This is a genomic window from Alkalibacillus haloalkaliphilus, assembly GCF_007991275.1.
Classification (GTDB): Bacteria; Bacillota; Bacilli; order Bacillales; family Alkalibacillaceae; genus Alkalibacillus; species Alkalibacillus haloalkaliphilus.
On the sequence record NZ_BJYA01000018.1, the window covers coordinates 26,308 to 42,062 of the forward strand.

Annotated in this window: 16 protein-coding genes and 1 pseudogene; 1 reads left to right on the forward strand and 16 read right to left on the reverse strand. The window is 35.7% G+C overall.

Annotated elements, in window-relative coordinates; translation table 11 throughout:
* Positions 1–72 precede the first annotated feature (72 nt).
* The 9 genes from secG to AHA02nite_RS12410 all read right to left on the reverse strand — a co-directional run bounded on the left by secG (position 73) and on the right by AHA02nite_RS12410 (position 9,245).
* A complete protein-coding gene (gene secG, locus AHA02nite_RS12370) occupies positions 73–306 on the reverse strand; it encodes a preprotein translocase subunit SecG (protein WP_146817749.1) in 234 nt (77 codons plus the stop codon).
* Between the two features lie 98 nt (positions 307–404).
* Positions 405–1,658 carry a dicarboxylate/amino acid:cation symporter gene (locus AHA02nite_RS12375; protein WP_146817750.1) on the reverse strand — a complete coding sequence of 418 codons (1,254 nt, stop codon included), beginning with the start codon at positions 1,656–1,658 and terminating at the stop codon, positions 405–407.
* A gap of 185 nt (positions 1,659–1,843) precedes the next feature.
* The gene (eno, locus tag AHA02nite_RS12380; RefSeq protein WP_146817751.1) at positions 1,844–3,127 is read right to left on the reverse strand and encodes a phosphopyruvate hydratase; all 1,284 of its coding nucleotides are present in this window, start codon (positions 3,125–3,127) and stop codon (positions 1,844–1,846) included.
* 22 nt (positions 3,128–3,149) lie between these two features.
* A complete protein-coding gene (gpmI, locus tag AHA02nite_RS12385; RefSeq protein ID WP_146817753.1) occupies positions 3,150–4,688 on the reverse strand; it encodes a 2,3-bisphosphoglycerate-independent phosphoglycerate mutase in 1,539 nt (512 codons plus the stop codon).
* Entirely contained in the window at positions 4,681–5,442 is a 762-nt protein-coding gene (gene tpiA, locus AHA02nite_RS12390) for a triose-phosphate isomerase (RefSeq protein WP_146817755.1), read from the reverse strand. Before tpiA ends, gpmI begins: the two co-directional genes overlap by 8 nt.
* Positions 5,442–6,680: a phosphoglycerate kinase gene (locus tag AHA02nite_RS12395; RefSeq protein WP_407642749.1), complete on the reverse strand. Its 1,239-nt coding sequence runs from the start codon at positions 6,678–6,680 to the stop codon at positions 5,442–5,444. Before AHA02nite_RS12395 ends, tpiA begins: the two co-directional genes overlap by 1 nt.
* 75 nt (positions 6,681–6,755) lie before the next feature.
* The gene (gene gap, locus AHA02nite_RS12400) at positions 6,756–7,763 is read right to left on the reverse strand and encodes a type I glyceraldehyde-3-phosphate dehydrogenase (protein ID WP_146817757.1); all 1,008 of its coding nucleotides are present in this window, start codon (positions 7,761–7,763) and stop codon (positions 6,756–6,758) included.
* Between the two features lie 36 nt (positions 7,764–7,799).
* On the reverse strand, positions 7,800–8,813 hold the full coding sequence (locus tag AHA02nite_RS12405; protein WP_146817759.1) for a sugar-binding transcriptional regulator: 1,014 nt from the start codon (positions 8,811–8,813) through the stop codon (positions 7,800–7,802).
* Positions 8,814–8,987: 174 nt separating this feature from the next.
* Positions 8,988–9,245: a glutaredoxin family protein gene (locus AHA02nite_RS12410; protein WP_146817761.1), complete on the reverse strand. Its 258-nt coding sequence runs from the start codon at positions 9,243–9,245 to the stop codon at positions 8,988–8,990.
* Positions 9,246–9,431: 186 nt separating this feature from the next.
* Between AHA02nite_RS12410 and AHA02nite_RS12415 the strand changes: the two genes are divergently transcribed.
* Positions 9,432–9,767, forward strand: a complete 336-nt coding sequence (locus AHA02nite_RS12415; RefSeq protein WP_146817763.1) for a hypothetical protein — start codon at positions 9,432–9,434, stop codon at positions 9,765–9,767.
* A gap of 345 nt (positions 9,768–10,112) precedes the next feature.
* Here AHA02nite_RS12415 and AHA02nite_RS12420 read toward each other — a convergent pair whose 3' ends face one another.
* The 7 genes and pseudogenes from AHA02nite_RS12420 to AHA02nite_RS12450 all read right to left on the reverse strand — a co-directional run bounded on the left by AHA02nite_RS12420 (position 10,113) and on the right by AHA02nite_RS12450 (position 15,550).
* Positions 10,113–10,325, reverse strand: a complete 213-nt coding sequence (locus AHA02nite_RS12420) for a hypothetical protein (RefSeq protein WP_146817766.1) — start codon at positions 10,323–10,325, stop codon at positions 10,113–10,115.
* Positions 10,326–10,547: 222 nt separating this feature from the next.
* Positions 10,548–11,012 carry a hypothetical protein gene (locus AHA02nite_RS12425; protein ID WP_146817768.1) on the reverse strand — a complete coding sequence of 155 codons (465 nt, stop codon included), beginning with the start codon at positions 11,010–11,012 and terminating at the stop codon, positions 10,548–10,550.
* A 12-nt stretch (positions 11,013–11,024) separates the two neighbouring features.
* Positions 11,025–11,234, reverse strand: a pseudogene (locus AHA02nite_RS12430) (tyrosine-type recombinase/integrase); the annotation flags it as partial.
* 293 nt (positions 11,235–11,527) lie between these two features.
* The gene (locus AHA02nite_RS12435) at positions 11,528–12,340 is read right to left on the reverse strand and encodes a metallophosphoesterase (protein ID WP_146817771.1); all 813 of its coding nucleotides are present in this window, start codon (positions 12,338–12,340) and stop codon (positions 11,528–11,530) included.
* Positions 12,341–12,428: 88 nt separating this feature from the next.
* On the reverse strand, positions 12,429–13,322 hold the full coding sequence (locus tag AHA02nite_RS12440) for a hypothetical protein (RefSeq protein ID WP_146817773.1): 894 nt from the start codon (positions 13,320–13,322) through the stop codon (positions 12,429–12,431).
* A gap of 648 nt (positions 13,323–13,970) precedes the next feature.
* On the reverse strand, positions 13,971–14,270 hold the full coding sequence (locus AHA02nite_RS12445) for a hypothetical protein (protein WP_146817775.1): 300 nt from the start codon (positions 14,268–14,270) through the stop codon (positions 13,971–13,973).
* Between the two features lie 110 nt (positions 14,271–14,380).
* Positions 14,381–15,550 (reverse strand): DUF4238 domain-containing protein, encoded by a 1,170-nt coding sequence (locus AHA02nite_RS12450; protein WP_146817778.1) that lies wholly within the window; start codon positions 15,548–15,550, stop codon positions 14,381–14,383.
* Positions 15,551–15,755: the final 205 nt, after the last annotated feature.

Consider the following 15,755-nt stretch of genomic DNA (forward strand, 5'->3'; position numbering starts at 1 on the left):
CTTTATTTTCCATCGTTATAAAACATAAAAGAACAGTAAGTGTAGCACTTACTGTTCTCTTAACGTTTATTTTTACGTTACGATATAACCTAATAAAAATGTAACAACCATGAATGATACACCTAATACAACGGTTACACGGTGTAAAATGGCATCCATGCCGCGTGCTTTCTGTTTTCCGAAAAGATGTTCAGCTCCACCTGAAATCGCTCCAGATAAACCAGCACTCTTACCTTGTTGAAGTAATACAACCGTAATTAACGCAATCGTATTAAGAAATAAAATAGTAGCTAGAACTCCATACATAGCTATGACCTCCTATTGCGTGCGCACAATTCCATAACATTAATGTAGCACACTTTTCAGAACAATTTCAAGCTAATTTTAACTAAATAGCTAAACTATTAGCTTTGACTAACAGAAGGTCGATCGTCTTCTTCTGTATCTTCTTCTGTTTCATTAACCCATAATGCACAAGCAGCATCGCCTGTTACGTTAACAGCTGTTCGTGTCATATCAAGTAAACGGTCGACACCTAAGATTAAACCAATCGCTTCTACTGGCAATCCAACTTGGTCTAATACCATCGCTAACATAATTAGACCGACACCAGGAACACCTGCAGTACCGATTGAAGCTAATACGGCAATTAACACAACTGTAATCATTTCAGTAAATGTTAAACTTTGAGCATAAACTTGCGCGATAAACACGGTTGCAACACCTTGCATAATTGCAGTACCGTCCATGTTAATCGTGGCACCAATTGGCTGTACGAAACCACTAACAGATTCACGCACACCTAAACGTTTTTGAGCTGTGCTCATCGATACTGGTAATGTAGCACCACTACTTGCTGTACCAAAGGCAACACTCATTACTGGTGCAAAGTTTTTGAAGAACCAGATTGGGTTTTTCTTGGCTAAGAATTTAACAACAGCTCCATATGTGAGTACCGCATGTAATAATAAGACAAATAGCACAACGAAGAAGTATTCAGCCATTGCACCAATAGCATCGATTCCTGCTCCACCGACAGCTGATGCAATTAAACCAAATGCACCAAATGGGGCTGTGTACATAATAATCGTAATTAAGAACATCACAAGTTCAAATGCTTGATCAAATAACTTGTGGATACGATCTGTTTTCTTACTTAATAATGCCAAACCGAAACCGACAAAAATAGAGAAAAAGATGATTTGTAACATTTCACCTTGAACCATTGCATCGATTGGGTTAGTCGGAATGATATTTACTAGTGTATCAACGACAGAAGGAGCTTCTTCCGCTTCAAAACCACCCTCTGCTTCAACATTATCAATAATACCTGGTTCACCAGGTTGAACAACTAAAGCGACTGACATCGCGAGTGTCAATGCAATTGTCGTTGAGATTAAGAAGAAACCAACAGTCTTACCACCAATTCTTCCTAACTTTTTGGGATCACCTAAACCAGCTGTACCTAACACAATTGATATAAATACAATAGGTACTACCATCATCTGAATTAAGCGTAAGAAAATATCACCTAAAGGTGCGAATAAGTACGTATCAACAGGTTCAAATAAGTCTGGTAAAAATATATTCATACCTAGACCGACAGCCAAACCTAAAATTAACGCAATAATTATTTGCTTCGTTAAGTTACCTTTCATCTGTATTCCCCCCTAAGAAAGTTACTATATTGTTATGTGATCGCTTTCTAATTTATAAAATAGTTTTTTATGTGTTTTCGATTATATATTGAAAATGCTCATTTGGGAATTAGTTTTTACAATTGGAAAAAATTAATCCCTAGAATTGAACATCCTAGGGATCAAACTCAATCAAATCATTTAGTTTATTTCAAGTTGTAAAATGCTGTTTGACCAGCATAGAACGCTGTTGTCATTAGATCATCTTCAATACGTAGTAATTGATTATATTTAGCGACACGATCTGTACGTGAAGGAGCACCTGTCTTAATTTGCCCAGCATTTGTCGCAACAGCAATATCAGCAATTGTTGCATCCTCCGTTTCACCAGAACGGTGAGAGATGACAGCTGTATAGCCTGCACGTTTCGCCATTTCAATTGCTTCAAATGTTTCTGTTAACGTACCGATTTGGTTCACTTTAATTAAAATCGAGTTACCAATACCTTTTTGAATACCTTCTTCTAACTTCTTCGTGTTTGTTACGAATAAGTCGTCTCCTACTAACTGAACGCGATCACCAATACGTTCTGTTAATAGTTTAAAGCCGTCCCAGTCATTTTCATCTAAGCCATCTTCAATACTGACAATTGGGAACTTATTAACTAGCTCTTCATACCAGTTAACCATTTCTTCTGCTGTACGCGTAACACCTTCACCTTTTAGTTCGTACTTGCCGTCTTTATAAATTTCTGAAGCGGCAACGTCCATTGCTAATTTAATATCCTTATCAATTGTATAGCCAGCTGCTTCTACTGCTTCTACAATCGTTTCTAATGCTTCTTCATTAGATTTTAAGTTCGGAGCAAAGCCACCTTCATCACCAACTGCTGTGTTGTAGCCTTTGTCTTTTAATACTTTTTTCAGTGCGTGGAAAATTTCCGCACCTTGGCGAAGTGCTTCTTTAAAAGTCGGTGCAGTAACAGGCATGATCATAAACTCTTGAATATCGACGTTGTTATCCGCATGCTCTCCACCGTTTAAAATGTTCATCATCGGTGTTGGTAGTGTGTGTGCTGAGAACCCACCTAAATATTTATATAATGGTGTGCCACTAAAGTCAGCTGCTGCATGTGCGACAGCCATTGATACACCTAAAATTGCGTTTGCACCTAGGCGGCCTTTGTTTTCCGTACCATCTAGTTCAATTAACGCTTGGTCAATAATTAATTGTTCAGTTGCGTCAAAACCAACTAATTCAGGTGCGATAATTTCGTTTACGTTCTCTACAGCTGTTTCGACACCTTTACCTAAGTAACGGCCCTTGTCACCGTCGCGTAGTTCAACCGCTTCGTATTCACCTGTTGAAGCACCACTTGGTACCATTGCTTTACCGAAAGCACCTGATTCAGTTACTACTTCTACTTCTACTGTTGGATTACCTCTTGAGTCTAAAACTTCACGTGCGTATACATCTAAAATGTAAGGCATTGTCTTCACTCCTTAGTTTGATTTACTTTTTGATTAATGACTGTCCTGTCATCGCTTCTGGTTGTTCAACATTTAATAGTTGTAAAGCTGTTGGAGCAAGGTCGCCTAAGACGCCATCCTCACGTAGCTCTACTCCCTCTTTTGTAACAATGACTGGAACTGGGTTAACCGTATGCGCAGTCATTGGGCTTCCATCTTCATTTAACACTTCATCTGAATTACCGTGATCTGCAGTAATAATCGCTGTACCACCAAGTTCAATGATTTGATCGACGACTTTACCTAAACATTTATCTACTGCTTCAACCGCTTCAATCGTCGGTTGAAGTTTACCTGAGTGCCCGACCATGTCAGGGTTTGCAAAGTTTAAAATGGTTAAGTTTGGTGGATCCTCATTGAACCTTTCAAGCAATGCATCCGTCACTTCGTAAGCACTCATTTCAGGCTTAAGGTCATAAGTAGCCACTTTCGGTGAATCGATTAAAATTCGATCTTCACCTTTGAAAGTTTGCTCTAAACCGCCATTCATAAAATAAGTGACGTGAGGATACTTTTCAGTTTCAGCAATACGAAGTTGCGTTAATCCGTTTTTAGAGATGACTTCACCAATTGTATCTTCTGGTGTATTTGGCGGATAAGCGACATCGACATCGAGCTCATCACTATATTGCGTCATCGTTACCATATGAATACGGTCAATTGGATCATAATCACCTTCGAAATCCTGTAAGCGATTATTAACGAACACATCTGTTAATTGTTGGGCACGGTCAGGACGGAAGTTGGCAAATAAAATCGCGTCACCATCATTAACTTGCGCAACAGGTGTTTCGCCATCTTCGCTTAAGACGAACGGTTCAACAAACTCATCGACAACTTCTTCATTGTAAGATGCCTCAACTGCTTTAACAGCATCTTTAACTCTAGGTGCATCGCCGGTACGAATAGCGCGGAATGCTTTTTCAACACGTTCCCAACGCTTATCTCGATCCATTGCATAATAACGTCCAGAAACCGATGCGAGTTTTCCAATGCCGATTTCGTTCATCTTTTCATCTAAACGCTTTAAATACGTTACAGCTGTTTTTGGACCAACGTCACGACCATCTAAAAAGGCATGGACATAAACATCTTGAACGTCTTGTTGTTTAGCTGTTTCTAACATCGCATGAATGTGTTGTTCATGACTGTGTACGCCACCATCAGATAATAAACCAAAAATGTGCCAAGCGCCGTTTGTTTCTTTGACATGATTAGCTGCATTTTTAAGGCTCTCATTTTGATGAAACTCACGATTTTTAATCGCTAAGTTAATACGGGTTAAGTTTTGATAAACAACACGTCCAGCACCAATATTTAAATGACCGACTTCTGAGTTACCCATTTGCCCTTCAGGTAAGCCGACTGCTTCACCTGATGCTTTTAATGAAGTGTGTGGGTACTGATTCGAATAACGGTCAAAGTTTTCCGTATGCGCTTGTTTAATCGCATTGCCGAACGCTTCATCGCGTATTGCATAACCGTCTAAGATGATTAAAGCTGTAATCGGTTGGTTAGGCATTCGCACCAGCCTCCACTAACTTCAAGAATGAATCTTCTTCTAAACTAGCGCCACCAACTAAAGCACCATCAATATCAGACTTGCTTAATAGCTCATCGATGTTCGCTGGCTTAACACTACCACCATACTGAATACGAACAGCTTGCGCTACGTCTTCTGAATACGTATCTTTTAGCACTTGGCGAATGTGTGCACATACGTCATTCGCTTCTTCGCTCGTAGCTGTTTTTCCTGTACCAATTGCCCAAATTGGCTCATAGGCAATGACAACTTGTTTTAACTGCTCTTCAGTTACCCCGTCTAAGCCATTTTTCACTTGCTGTTCAACAAATGTGAATGTCTCATTGTTTTCACGTTGTTCTAATGATTCACCAACACAAACAATTGGCGTTAGTCCATGGTTGAATGAAGCTCTCGTTTTCTTATTAACTGATTCATCCGTCTCACCGAACATTTCACGACGTTCTGAATGACCGATGATGACATACTCCACTAAAATATCTTTTAACATTTCAGGACTTACTTCACCTGTAAAAGCACCGCTATCTTCAAAGTGCATGTTTTGAGCGCCAACTGAAACAGGGAAGTCACGCGCTGCTTCTGTTAATAATGGTAAATGAATGTAAGGTGAACAGACGACTGTATCAACCTTCTCTGCTTCTGGTAATTTCTCACGCAAATCCATTAAAAATCTAGCGCCTTCTCCAGCTAACTTATGCATCTTCCAGTTTCCTGCAATAATTGGTTTACGCATTATTTCACCTCTTCGTCTAATTCGTTAAGTGCTGCAACACCTGGTAAGACTTTACCTTCCATAAACTCTAATGATGCACCACCACCTGTTGAAATGTGGTCCATTTGCTCAGCATAGTCGAACTTCTCAACCGCAGAAGCTGAATCGCCTCCACCAATGACAGTGAAGCCTTCTGTTTCAGCTAACGCTTTGGCAACACTTTTCGTTCCGTTTGCGAAAATGTCATATTCGAATACACCCATCGGTCCATTCCAAATGACGAGTTTTGAGTCTTTAATGACTTGGCTAAAGTTCTCTACTGTCTCGCTACCAATATCTAAACCTTCCCAGTCACTCGGGATCTCTTCAATTGGCACAACTTTCGTATTGGCCTCGTGAGAAAAATCATCTGCGACCGTTACATCAATTGGTAAATGGATTGATACACCTTTTTCAGCTGCTTGATCAATAAAGCTTTTCGCTAAGTCAATTTTATCTTCTTCAAGTAAAGACTTACCAACATCGTGGCCTAAAGCTTTAATAAACGTATAAGATAGTCCGCCACCGATTAATAAGTGATCGACACGGTCAAGTAAATGATCAATAACGCCAATCTTATCTTTTACCTTTGCTCCACCGATAATCGCAGTAAATGGACGGTCTGGATTTTCTAATGCTTTACCTAATACTTCGATTTCTTTTTCTAATAAATAGCCTGAAACAGCTACAGGAACATGGTGAGCAATACCTTCTGTTGAAGCATGTGCACGGTGCGCTGCTCCAAACGCATCATTAACATAAACGTCTGCTAAAGAAGCAAACTGTTTTGCTAACGTTTCATCATTTTTCTTCTCACCTGGTTCGAAACGGACGTTTTCTAATAGTAAAACGTCACCATTCTCTAGTTCACTAACAGCGTTTTCGACATCTTCACTATATACATCATCTGTTTTAAATACAGGTTGTTCTAAGTAATTGCTTAAATGTTGTGCAATTGGATCTAAGCGCAACTCATCATCAGGCTTTCCGTCTGGTCGACCTAAATGACTCGCTAAAATCACTTTTGCACCATTCTGAATTAAGTACATAATCGTTGGTAGTGCTGCTTGAATGCGTGTATCATCTGAGATTTCACCGTTTGACATAGGGACGTTAAAATCCACACGACAAAATACACGTTTACCTTGTAATTCAACATCTCGTAAATTCATTTTTCGTTTCACTCGAATACCTCCAACGCTAAATTTAAGGAGGGACATAATCAGTCCCTCCTCCTATTTTAGAACAAGTCCTTCAATAATGAAACTAAAGATTCGTCATAAATCTTCAATTTTTTATAGGCCTTGCTCTGCCATATAAACAGCTAAATCAACACAACGGTTGGAGTAGCCAGACTCATTGTCATACCAAGTAACAACTTTAACCATGTTATCTTCCATAACTAATGTTGAATCACCATCAACTACAGAAGAATGAGGATCACCATTATAGTCCGTTGATACTAATTGTAAGTCACTGTATCCAAGAATACCTTTTAGTTCACCTTCAGCTGATGCTCTTAGTGCTTCGTTTACTTCTTCAACCGTTACATCTTTGCCTAGTTCTGCAGTTAAGTCAACTAAAGATACGTTTGGCGTTGGTACACGCATTGCCATACCTGTTAACTTACCATCAACTTCTGGAAGTACTTTACCGACTACTTCTGCTGCACCAGTAGATGTTGGGATAATGTTCTCACCAGCTGCACGTGCACGACGGTAGTCTTTGTGTGGTAAGTCTAGAATTTGTTGGTCGTTCGTATACGCGTGTACTGTCGTCATAATACCGCGGTTTAGTCCAAACTTGTCACTTAACACTTTCGCAACTGGCGCTAAGCAGTTCGTTGTACAAGAAGCGTTTGAAACGATTGTGTGCTCGTCTTTATTGTAATCTTCATGGTTAACACCCATTACAACTGTTAAGTCTTCTTGCTTAGCTGGAGCTGAAATAATAACTTTCTTAGCACCTGCATCAACGTGCTTTTGAGCATCTTCACGCTTCGTGAATAGACCAGTTGATTCAATCACGATATCAACACCTTGGTCACCCCAACCTAAGTTTGCAGGGTCACGCTCAGACATAACATTGATCTCTTTTCCACCTACGACAATATTGTCACCGTTAACTTCTACGTCTTCTGCTAATTGACCATGTACTGAGTCGTACTTTAATAAGTGTGCTAGCATATTTGCATCCGTTAAGTCGTTAATTGCAACCACTTCAACATTGTCGTTATTTAGAGCCGCACGGAATACGCGTCGACCAATTCTTCCAAAACCGTTAATTCCTAATTTTACTGTCATAATAAATGCCTCCTATATTAAATCTTGATTTATATATTATTGAAGTAAATGACGAGCAATCGCTTCATCAATCACTAATACATCACTTTCTCCCCATTTCAAATAAGCAGAAATGGCATCACGTTTCGAGTAACCGCCTGCAACCGTTATGAACTGGCTATTTCCTTTTAACTGATCAATTGATAGCCCAATCGAATTCACTCTGTGTACAGTTTTCCCGTTTTTGTCAAAGTAATAACCAAAAGATTCTCCAACTGCATCATTTTCGACAATTTTTTCTACAGTTGATTCAGATGTTTTACGCCTATTCGCCATCGTTAAAGCATCACCAACTCCATGAATGACAAAATCGGCTTGATTCATTAAGTCCATTACTTCCAAGATCGTTGGCTCTTCTTGCATTTTCGCATGTAATTCTTCACCAATTGAGTCTGGAACATATAATAAGCGATACTGACCATTCGCATTTTCCGCCATTTTGACGCAAATCGAATTGGCTTGATACTCATGTAAGTCACCGAGTCCACCTCTTGCTGGGACGAATACTGGACGCGCCCCTTCAACAGGTTGCACGTGTTCAGCGACAGCAGCTGTCGTCGAACCACCCGTTACGGTAACGACAGGTTCATCCTTGAATGAATAAATTAATAACTCAGCCGCTTCTTTACCTAGTAGTTGCTTAACTTCTTTTGATTGATCAGCATCTCCTGGAACTACTTTCACTTGGTTAACAGGTAGCTTTTGAACGAGTTGTCGTTCCATATAATTTAAATCTGAACCTTCTTTTAACATTTGGTGATAGCTGTCGATAATCCCTCTGCCTTCAGATGTGACATACATCCCTCTTGAAGTGACTTTCACTAACTCATGTTCATCTAGAAATTCTATTTCACTACGAATTTGGCGTTCCGTTTTATTTAACCGTTCTGCTAAAGCTCGACGCCCAACAGGCTCAGTATCAGAAATCGCCTTTAAAACGTTATAACGAGCATCCATTTTACGTAATAAGTCTGGAACTAACTTTTGTTGAAACTCAAATATTCGATGCAAAGACACATCACCTTCCCACAAGACAGTCACACTTATTTAAGACAAAGCATGTTCAAACAGACAACAACTATTCACGGACACTTAACGACCATTAGTTAGTCAAAAAATGTCCCACCCATGTCAAAAAAATATTCTACATAAAGATTAGCAAAAACAAGAACATTTAGCAATCATTTAAGTTAAATGTTCTTGTAGAAATTGCTCTAACGTCGCAAAAGAAATCTCTTCAGCCGAGATCTCCATATCGCCCGCTTTTACAACTGGAATGTGTAAAAAGTACTTCTCTAAGAGAGTGTCGTTCTTATAAATGTTTTGTTCAACAATCGTGAACTGATAATCCATTTGTAAAATTTGTAGCAGCTGTTTGACGTCTTCGCAAAGTTTGCAGTTGTTTTTCGTGTAAAAGTAGATGATGGATTTTTTGTCGTTCATAATGATTCCTACCTTTCGAAGTTAAGAAAAGTATATCATCCTATGATTTAGATGACTATTCATGTGTTCCATTAGTTAATTCTATTAAACATATATCAAAATGTTATTGGTATCAAAGGAACTTTACAATTTCATAAGTTTAGCACAAAATGTAAATAAATAACTTAAGGGAGTCTGGGGATCGTTATGTTAACTAAAAACAAAAGCTCAATCGTCATTATAATTCTAACAATATTAGTTATAACCTTAACCACTTTGTTCTATATAGAAACTCAAAAAACACAAACTTCAGGTCAATTGCTTGAAGATTTGTTAGTTAGTGAGGACCTAGTTGAACATAGTGAGGAAGTCAGTTTTGACGAAGTTTCTGAACTGAGCAGTTACATTCGAAGTTACAGCTTTCATTTTGTTAATGTGTTAGAGATCTATGATGAGAATAATGAGGATGTTATTTACCAAGTAGAATACCATTATGACAATAATGATGAGATTGTAGTTTCTAAGATTGAGAGGGTGGAATGACGGGAAGGGACATGAGCATCTGTTCCAATTCCGAATCTGCTAGCATAGAGATGAACACCTGTTTATAGAATAACGCCCTCGAAGGGATGATTAAAATACTTATAAAACCCATTGTATCAACTTTCTTTACATATACAGTGTAAATTCAGTGTAAAAAAGATCAAAATAAAATTCTTCATTAGTATAAGGCTAATTTATATATAGATAATAATTCTTTTCACTGACTTATTTGACTTAAACCTGATTTAACCCTTATGTAATGCCCATGATACCTAAGTCAATTAGCAACTTATCAAAGGTTGTAAGTTTACTCTTCAGAGTAATAATGTCTTAGAACAATATGCATCATCCAGCTTGAAAACCATTATCATTACCTAATTGATTTAAAGAATCTCTGATAAAATCTTCTGAATCACTAACCTTTTCTGTAGAATCAACCCAAGAAAGCCATTCCCTAAGATAATACCTTGATTTATCAATTAACAAAAATAATTTTTCCGCATTCCTGGGTTCTAACAAGCGTAATTCAGAATCATCATTAAGCTTAAAATAAAACATAATTCCTCTCCCCTCATTACCCTTTTTATAATGTTTAAAAAGAACAGTTATTTCAGTTACAATTACTCTTTATATAAAGTACCAATCCTATTAACCTTACATATTAATTAATGGCGCTCCGAGCAGACTAAAATATTATACCTTGAACACTGTTTCATTAGTGTTCAAGGTTCTTTTTGTGTGAATTTTGCATAAACTATTTTAATTTTAATTCATTATAATTTAATAAAATTCCCCTGTATTTAAATCCATTAAATCCTCCAATTTTATTGACGGTTTAAATTGTTCGCCGTATTCATCATTTCGAGTTTCATTGTCATATTTAAATGAGATATTATAATATCTACTAGACTTGGTTTTAGGTACTAACTCATGATCGATCAAAAAATTAGCTAAACTCTTTAGATTCTCTCTTTCGTCATTTGAATACCAAATAACCACCCATGAACCATCTGTTGAACGTGGATTAAAACCAAGCATTTCAAGGTCATTATGCTTAACTAACGGTGTGACACCTTGTTTGATTGCTTTTAGTATTAATTCTTGCAGTTCGTTAGAAAGATCTCCTTTTCCATAGGTCATAAATTTACCTATATTATCAGTTTTTTTAAACGCTGGGCTTTGACTATTATTTTTACCATAATAACACCACCCCCCAAGTCTATAATCCACTAATTCATGTTTCATTTTACTTCCTCCTTAAATTACCGCGAAAATTTTATTAACAATATATCTAAGAGTTATTGATGGTGCTGAATGATTAAAAATATCTTGTAGAAGTTCAACATCTTTCGTCCTTTGGTAAAAGTGATAGCCAAATGTTTTTCTTAAAGTATGCATACCTATTTCTTCAATACCAGCTTCTTTTGAAACTGCATTCAATATTTTATAAGCCCGTCCCCTTTTTAATAGTTAATTCCTTCGGAGGGAATTATAACTTTTGATTATTTACCAATATAACAACGTTTTCTTGTGTCAGGGTGCAAAATTAATGCAAAAGGGACTTTGTAGTGTCTCACCTTAATTTTATACGTTATAAAAAATTATCTTTGACTTAATTGACTTAGTTAACCTCAAAAAGGATTAATTTATTAATTTTCATTAAGTCTAAGATAACTTAATATTACTTAATTTCTTTTTATAATTAACTTGGCAATGAGATAATATATTACAGTAGGACAGGCATTATTATTGAGTATGACTCACTTACCCTTTATTATTTGATATTCTTTCCATCCCCCATCGCTTTTCTTCATATAACTTGAATATTTTCCAGTCGATGAATTATATTTAAGTAAAGGAACTACTTTACTCTTCACTGTATCGCCATCAATAAAATAGTGACTTTGCCCGTCCCAAAAAACTCTCCCGTGATAACTTTTATCCTCTGCTACCTCTACCGATGAAATATGACCGGCAATAATATCTTTAAAAAAAGTACCTGTTTCAGCTGGGTATTTCCAAAAAAACTCATCTGGCCTAGTTGCATGTTTCCAAAATACTTCATCTTCTTCACAGATACCTGCATGAACATAAATCTGATTCTCCGTTTCATAAAAGGGAGAAAACTTACTTTTTTCAGAAAGCCAATTCAATAATTCTGAATGATGACTTCTAATTTCCTGTATAAGATATTTACTTATTTCAGAATAGTTTCCTTTTCTTAGTTCTGGTTGGTCTTCAATGATTTCAAACTGTTCACTGGTAAAGAAGCTTTTAATAGTAAGTAGATTAACGTCATGAGAAAGCCATTGTAACTCGTCTGTGATGGAAGTATACCAATCAATGAACATCTTATCGTGATTTCCCAAAAGAATGATCACTTGCTTAGGGTACTTTTCTTCAAGTTCCTTTACATAGTAAAGTACTTTACAGCTTTCCGTTCCACCATCCACATAATCTCCTAATAAAATTAGCTTGTTATTCTTATTAGAATCTAAATCTACTAAACGCAAAGCGTCAATCATCGGTTCATAACAACCGTGGATATCACTAATAGAATAAATTATTGGCATTTTAGTTCACCTTTGATTTCCAATAGATAAATTTTCATTTAGTCGCTAGCAGCCTTAGTCATCATTCTATATTAGGGTTCCTCTCAAGCTACAGCAATAACCTTCCTCTATCCTTTATTGCTTTAGTTAAAAAATCGATACTACTTAAAAAATCTTCCTTTGGTGGAAGTAGTACACCTTCATATATTCCAGGCCATAACGTTACTGGCTCATAATTGGAATCCAAAAAAACTTGCAATTTATATATATAAACAAACCTTTCAAAACTAGAATATTTGTTTAGCCAATCTTGCGCTCTGCTAATAACTTCATCCTGAGTTAGTTTTTCTTTTCCATTGACTATATTAGCATCCAAAAACTCTGCCAAAACATCACGAAGTTCTAAATTTGAACGTCCCTCTCTTCGTTTATCGAAGTAATCCTTTATATGATATAAAGCGATTAGAAAATTATCATTGGTCTTTTCATTAGATCTTCCCATATTAAAACCTTCACATATGCTACTAAAATTAGGTATGGTATATACTACATCTAAAAATTCGCTCATTATATCAAATGCCTTTGGTTCGCTTTTTTGCATGATTTCTAATTTGTTTTTGATAAAGAATGCCCACACAGACTGATTATTAATTTTTCCTTTTTCTAATTCTAGATAACTAAAAATCTGCCTTTTCACTCCTGAAATATTTGGTACAATATAATCATTAGAGTAACTATTGTAGACTAACAAATCGGAATGAAAATAACGCATATATTTCGTTACATAATTTTGAGGACTAATGAGCGTATCAGTATAATCAGACTCTCCAAAAAGAGCTGCCAGTTTATTTTTTACTTCTGGTAGCGAATCACACTCACATTTTGGTTTTAATACCTTTTGTTTTATTCGCATCTTGTATTCTGCGAAACTATTTATGGAATTACCCATTGTAAGATTATCATCATAAAGCTCTAAGCAGTTTATATTTTTGTCCAAATCCATTTACTCATCTCCTCTAAGTAATAGATGAATTTTTTGCTTTTTTTATCCCTCACAAGATTGAGTAGGGTGTGGAATTAAGGTTTATACATATAATCACCTCATTTTTTTGTAAATACCAAAGTCCATATCAATTTGAAATTTTAATTGAGTAGCATTTGAAGTCACTACTTCAAAAAATGTTACTTAATTGTTATTTATAGACTAATCTATTTATATAAAACCTATTAATCAACCATTAGTTTGACCTAGCTACATTATGCCCGGCATAAATTATATGGTTGTAACATCATTAACATTAGCCTAAAACCATTGATATGACAGTACTCATTCATTTAATAGATGTAACATTACACCCTTCAATTCCGTACTTTTTATGAGCCTTTCTTACTTTTTTCTTACTTCCGATTGTTTCGTGATTTAGATATCATATTTAGATAAAGCTCATATATTAGAAACAAAATTATATATTAAGTTGTATTCGCTCAAATACTTCTAAACGTATGTAAGATAATTATCTTACATACACTTTAAACCAGTTATGGCGGGAGTTTTAATTAAGATTTCTTCACTCTATTTAGTTCTTAATTAAATTATTAATAAATAATAAGTAATCATCACCAAAAGCACAAATCACCCCTTTGATAAGTGTCAACGATTCTTCGCATCTTCCAAAATACTCATGATTTTAATGTAATATTTATCGACACCTTTTTTAGTCCAGGCTCTATGCATTGATACTTCATATTCTTGAATTACCTTTTTTTCATCTTTTGTTAAATTATCATTTACACAATGCGAGCTAGCCCTTTTTGCATTGTCCATAATAGAGTGATACTGATTATAGAGTCGATTAGCTTCTTCTATAGTTATTGCTTCTTGGAATGCTATTTCAGCATTATCTAGTTCTTCCTGCTTTTCTGCCGATAAATATTGTATCAATAATTTCATTAGAACCCTCCCCACCCTTTTAGTAAACTTGATAATTTCAATTACTTTAATATTATATTAACTAGAAATACATTCTTATTATTGCCTGTAAAAGCACTACAACACACAAATTATTCTGTTTTAGTAGTAGCTTCTTTAACCTGCTTTAGTAGTTCTGGCTCTTCAAAGCTTATTAATTCATCAATACTTTTTTCTGCAACATATTTCGAATTAATCATATAAGTAGTTGGGTTTACCTGCATTTGCATGTCGTTTTTTATTTTATCCACTTTTTCATACACGGATAAGCAACACTTCTTAAACTTTAAATCACTTCCACATGGGCAAGTATCATTTCGTCCAACATACATAAATTTTTGATACTCTAAATTAGCAAATAACTCATACGCTTTTTCATCGTCATCATATAAAAACACTTCTTTTTTTAATGTAAAACTTTTATGTAGTCCCGACGCATAGGATAAAATTGTTTTAGCGGGAGAATGGTATTTAAAATCTGCTAGCCTTTCTTTCAAAACATTTTCAACTTGGGCAACACTTTTATGATAACTATTATTAATGATCGCTCTGTTTAACAAAAATAATGTATCAGTCGATATATTATTTATTCGTTCTTTTTGTATATCATTTGGTACACTTCCATCGAAAAAAACAATATAGTATTTACTGGAAAGGGGAATCAAAATAATGACATTCTTTAACCCGATATGTCTATTGGAGATATTTGCAAATCTAGTTTTAACATTCAAGGAAGCTGTTGAAATATACTGATCACTTAATAAGAACTCGTTGTTAGCACTTCTAATTATCGCAAAGTTGTAGTTATCAACAATAGTTTTACTTAAGGAGTAAATATATTCCGAATTTGAAATATGCCTAAGCAAATTCATTAGTTGCTGATCCTTATTTTCTTTTTGGAAGGACATTTCATGCAATACCGCACCGCTACGATAATAAAAAATAATCACTTCATATATAATATCAAGAACTATTTTTTTAATTTCTACTATTTCACTTTCTTCACTGTCCAGCAACTGAATTAACAACTTAAACTTTGGCGCAATACTACCCTCAATTTCAGAGAAAGTTGTTTCTAAACTATTTTGCTCTAATTCTGAGTGTTCGTAAGTTAATTTCTTGCACATAGATTGATTTATATTAGTTTGGTATACCTTACTTTCTCCGATTAAAGATTCAAATACTTGTTCCTTATGATTAGCAAAATTTTTTAGAATGAATTTTGATACATAATGCTGCTTTATCACCTGGGTACCTTTCATTCAGTTAGCCACCTCTTATCAGTATTTTCTTCAGTAACCGTGAAGTTCAATTTCGATGACACCTCATAAACATAGAGCAGACTCCTATTGGACCATAATCTTCCTTAACCAGTTACAGTTTAAGTAAGTGAATGTCATAGTACGCGTCATCAAGTGTCTCATATGCTTACTTAATGATGAAATCAATCAAGAAGATCCCAGTTGT

Coding starts and splice junctions, on each gene's coding strand:
- secG (WP_146817749.1), bottom strand. CDS start 306: ATGTATGGAGTTCTAGCTACTATTTTATTTCTTAATACGATTGCGTTA.
- AHA02nite_RS12375 (WP_146817750.1), bottom strand. CDS start 1,658: ATGAAAGGTAACTTAACGAAGCAAATAATTATTGCGTTAATTTTAGGT.
- eno (WP_146817751.1), bottom strand. CDS start 3,127: ATGCCTTACATTTTAGATGTATACGCACGTGAAGTTTTAGACTCAAGA.
- gpmI (WP_146817753.1), bottom strand. CDS start 4,688: ATGCCTAACCAACCGATTACAGCTTTAATCATCTTAGACGGTTATGCA.
- tpiA (WP_146817755.1), bottom strand. CDS start 5,442: ATGCGTAAACCAATTATTGCAGGAAACTGGAAGATGCATAAGTTAGCT.
- AHA02nite_RS12395 (WP_407642749.1), bottom strand. CDS start 6,680: ATGTCCCTCCTTAAATTTAGCGTTGGAGGTATTCGAGTGAAACGAAAA.
- gap (WP_146817757.1), bottom strand. CDS start 7,763: ATGACAGTAAAATTAGGAATTAACGGTTTTGGAAGAATTGGTCGACGC.
- AHA02nite_RS12410 (WP_146817761.1), bottom strand. CDS start 9,245: ATGAACGACAAAAAATCCATCATCTACTTTTACACGAAAAACAACTGC.
- AHA02nite_RS12415 (WP_146817763.1), top strand. CDS start 9,432: ATGTTAACTAAAAACAAAAGCTCAATCGTCATTATAATTCTAACAATA.
- AHA02nite_RS12420 (WP_146817766.1), bottom strand. CDS start 10,325: ATGTTTTATTTTAAGCTTAATGATGATTCTGAATTACGCTTGTTAGAA.
- AHA02nite_RS12425 (WP_146817768.1), bottom strand. CDS start 11,012: ATGAAACATGAATTAGTGGATTATAGACTTGGGGGGTGGTGTTATTAT.
- AHA02nite_RS12435 (WP_146817771.1), bottom strand. CDS start 12,340: ATGCCAATAATTTATTCTATTAGTGATATCCACGGTTGTTATGAACCG.
- AHA02nite_RS12440 (WP_146817773.1), bottom strand. CDS start 13,322: ATGGATTTGGACAAAAATATAAACTGCTTAGAGCTTTATGATGATAAT.
- AHA02nite_RS12445 (WP_146817775.1), bottom strand. CDS start 14,270: ATGAAATTATTGATACAATATTTATCGGCAGAAAAGCAGGAAGAACTA.
- AHA02nite_RS12450 (WP_146817778.1), bottom strand. CDS start 15,550: ATGAAAGGTACCCAGGTGATAAAGCAGCATTATGTATCAAAATTCATT.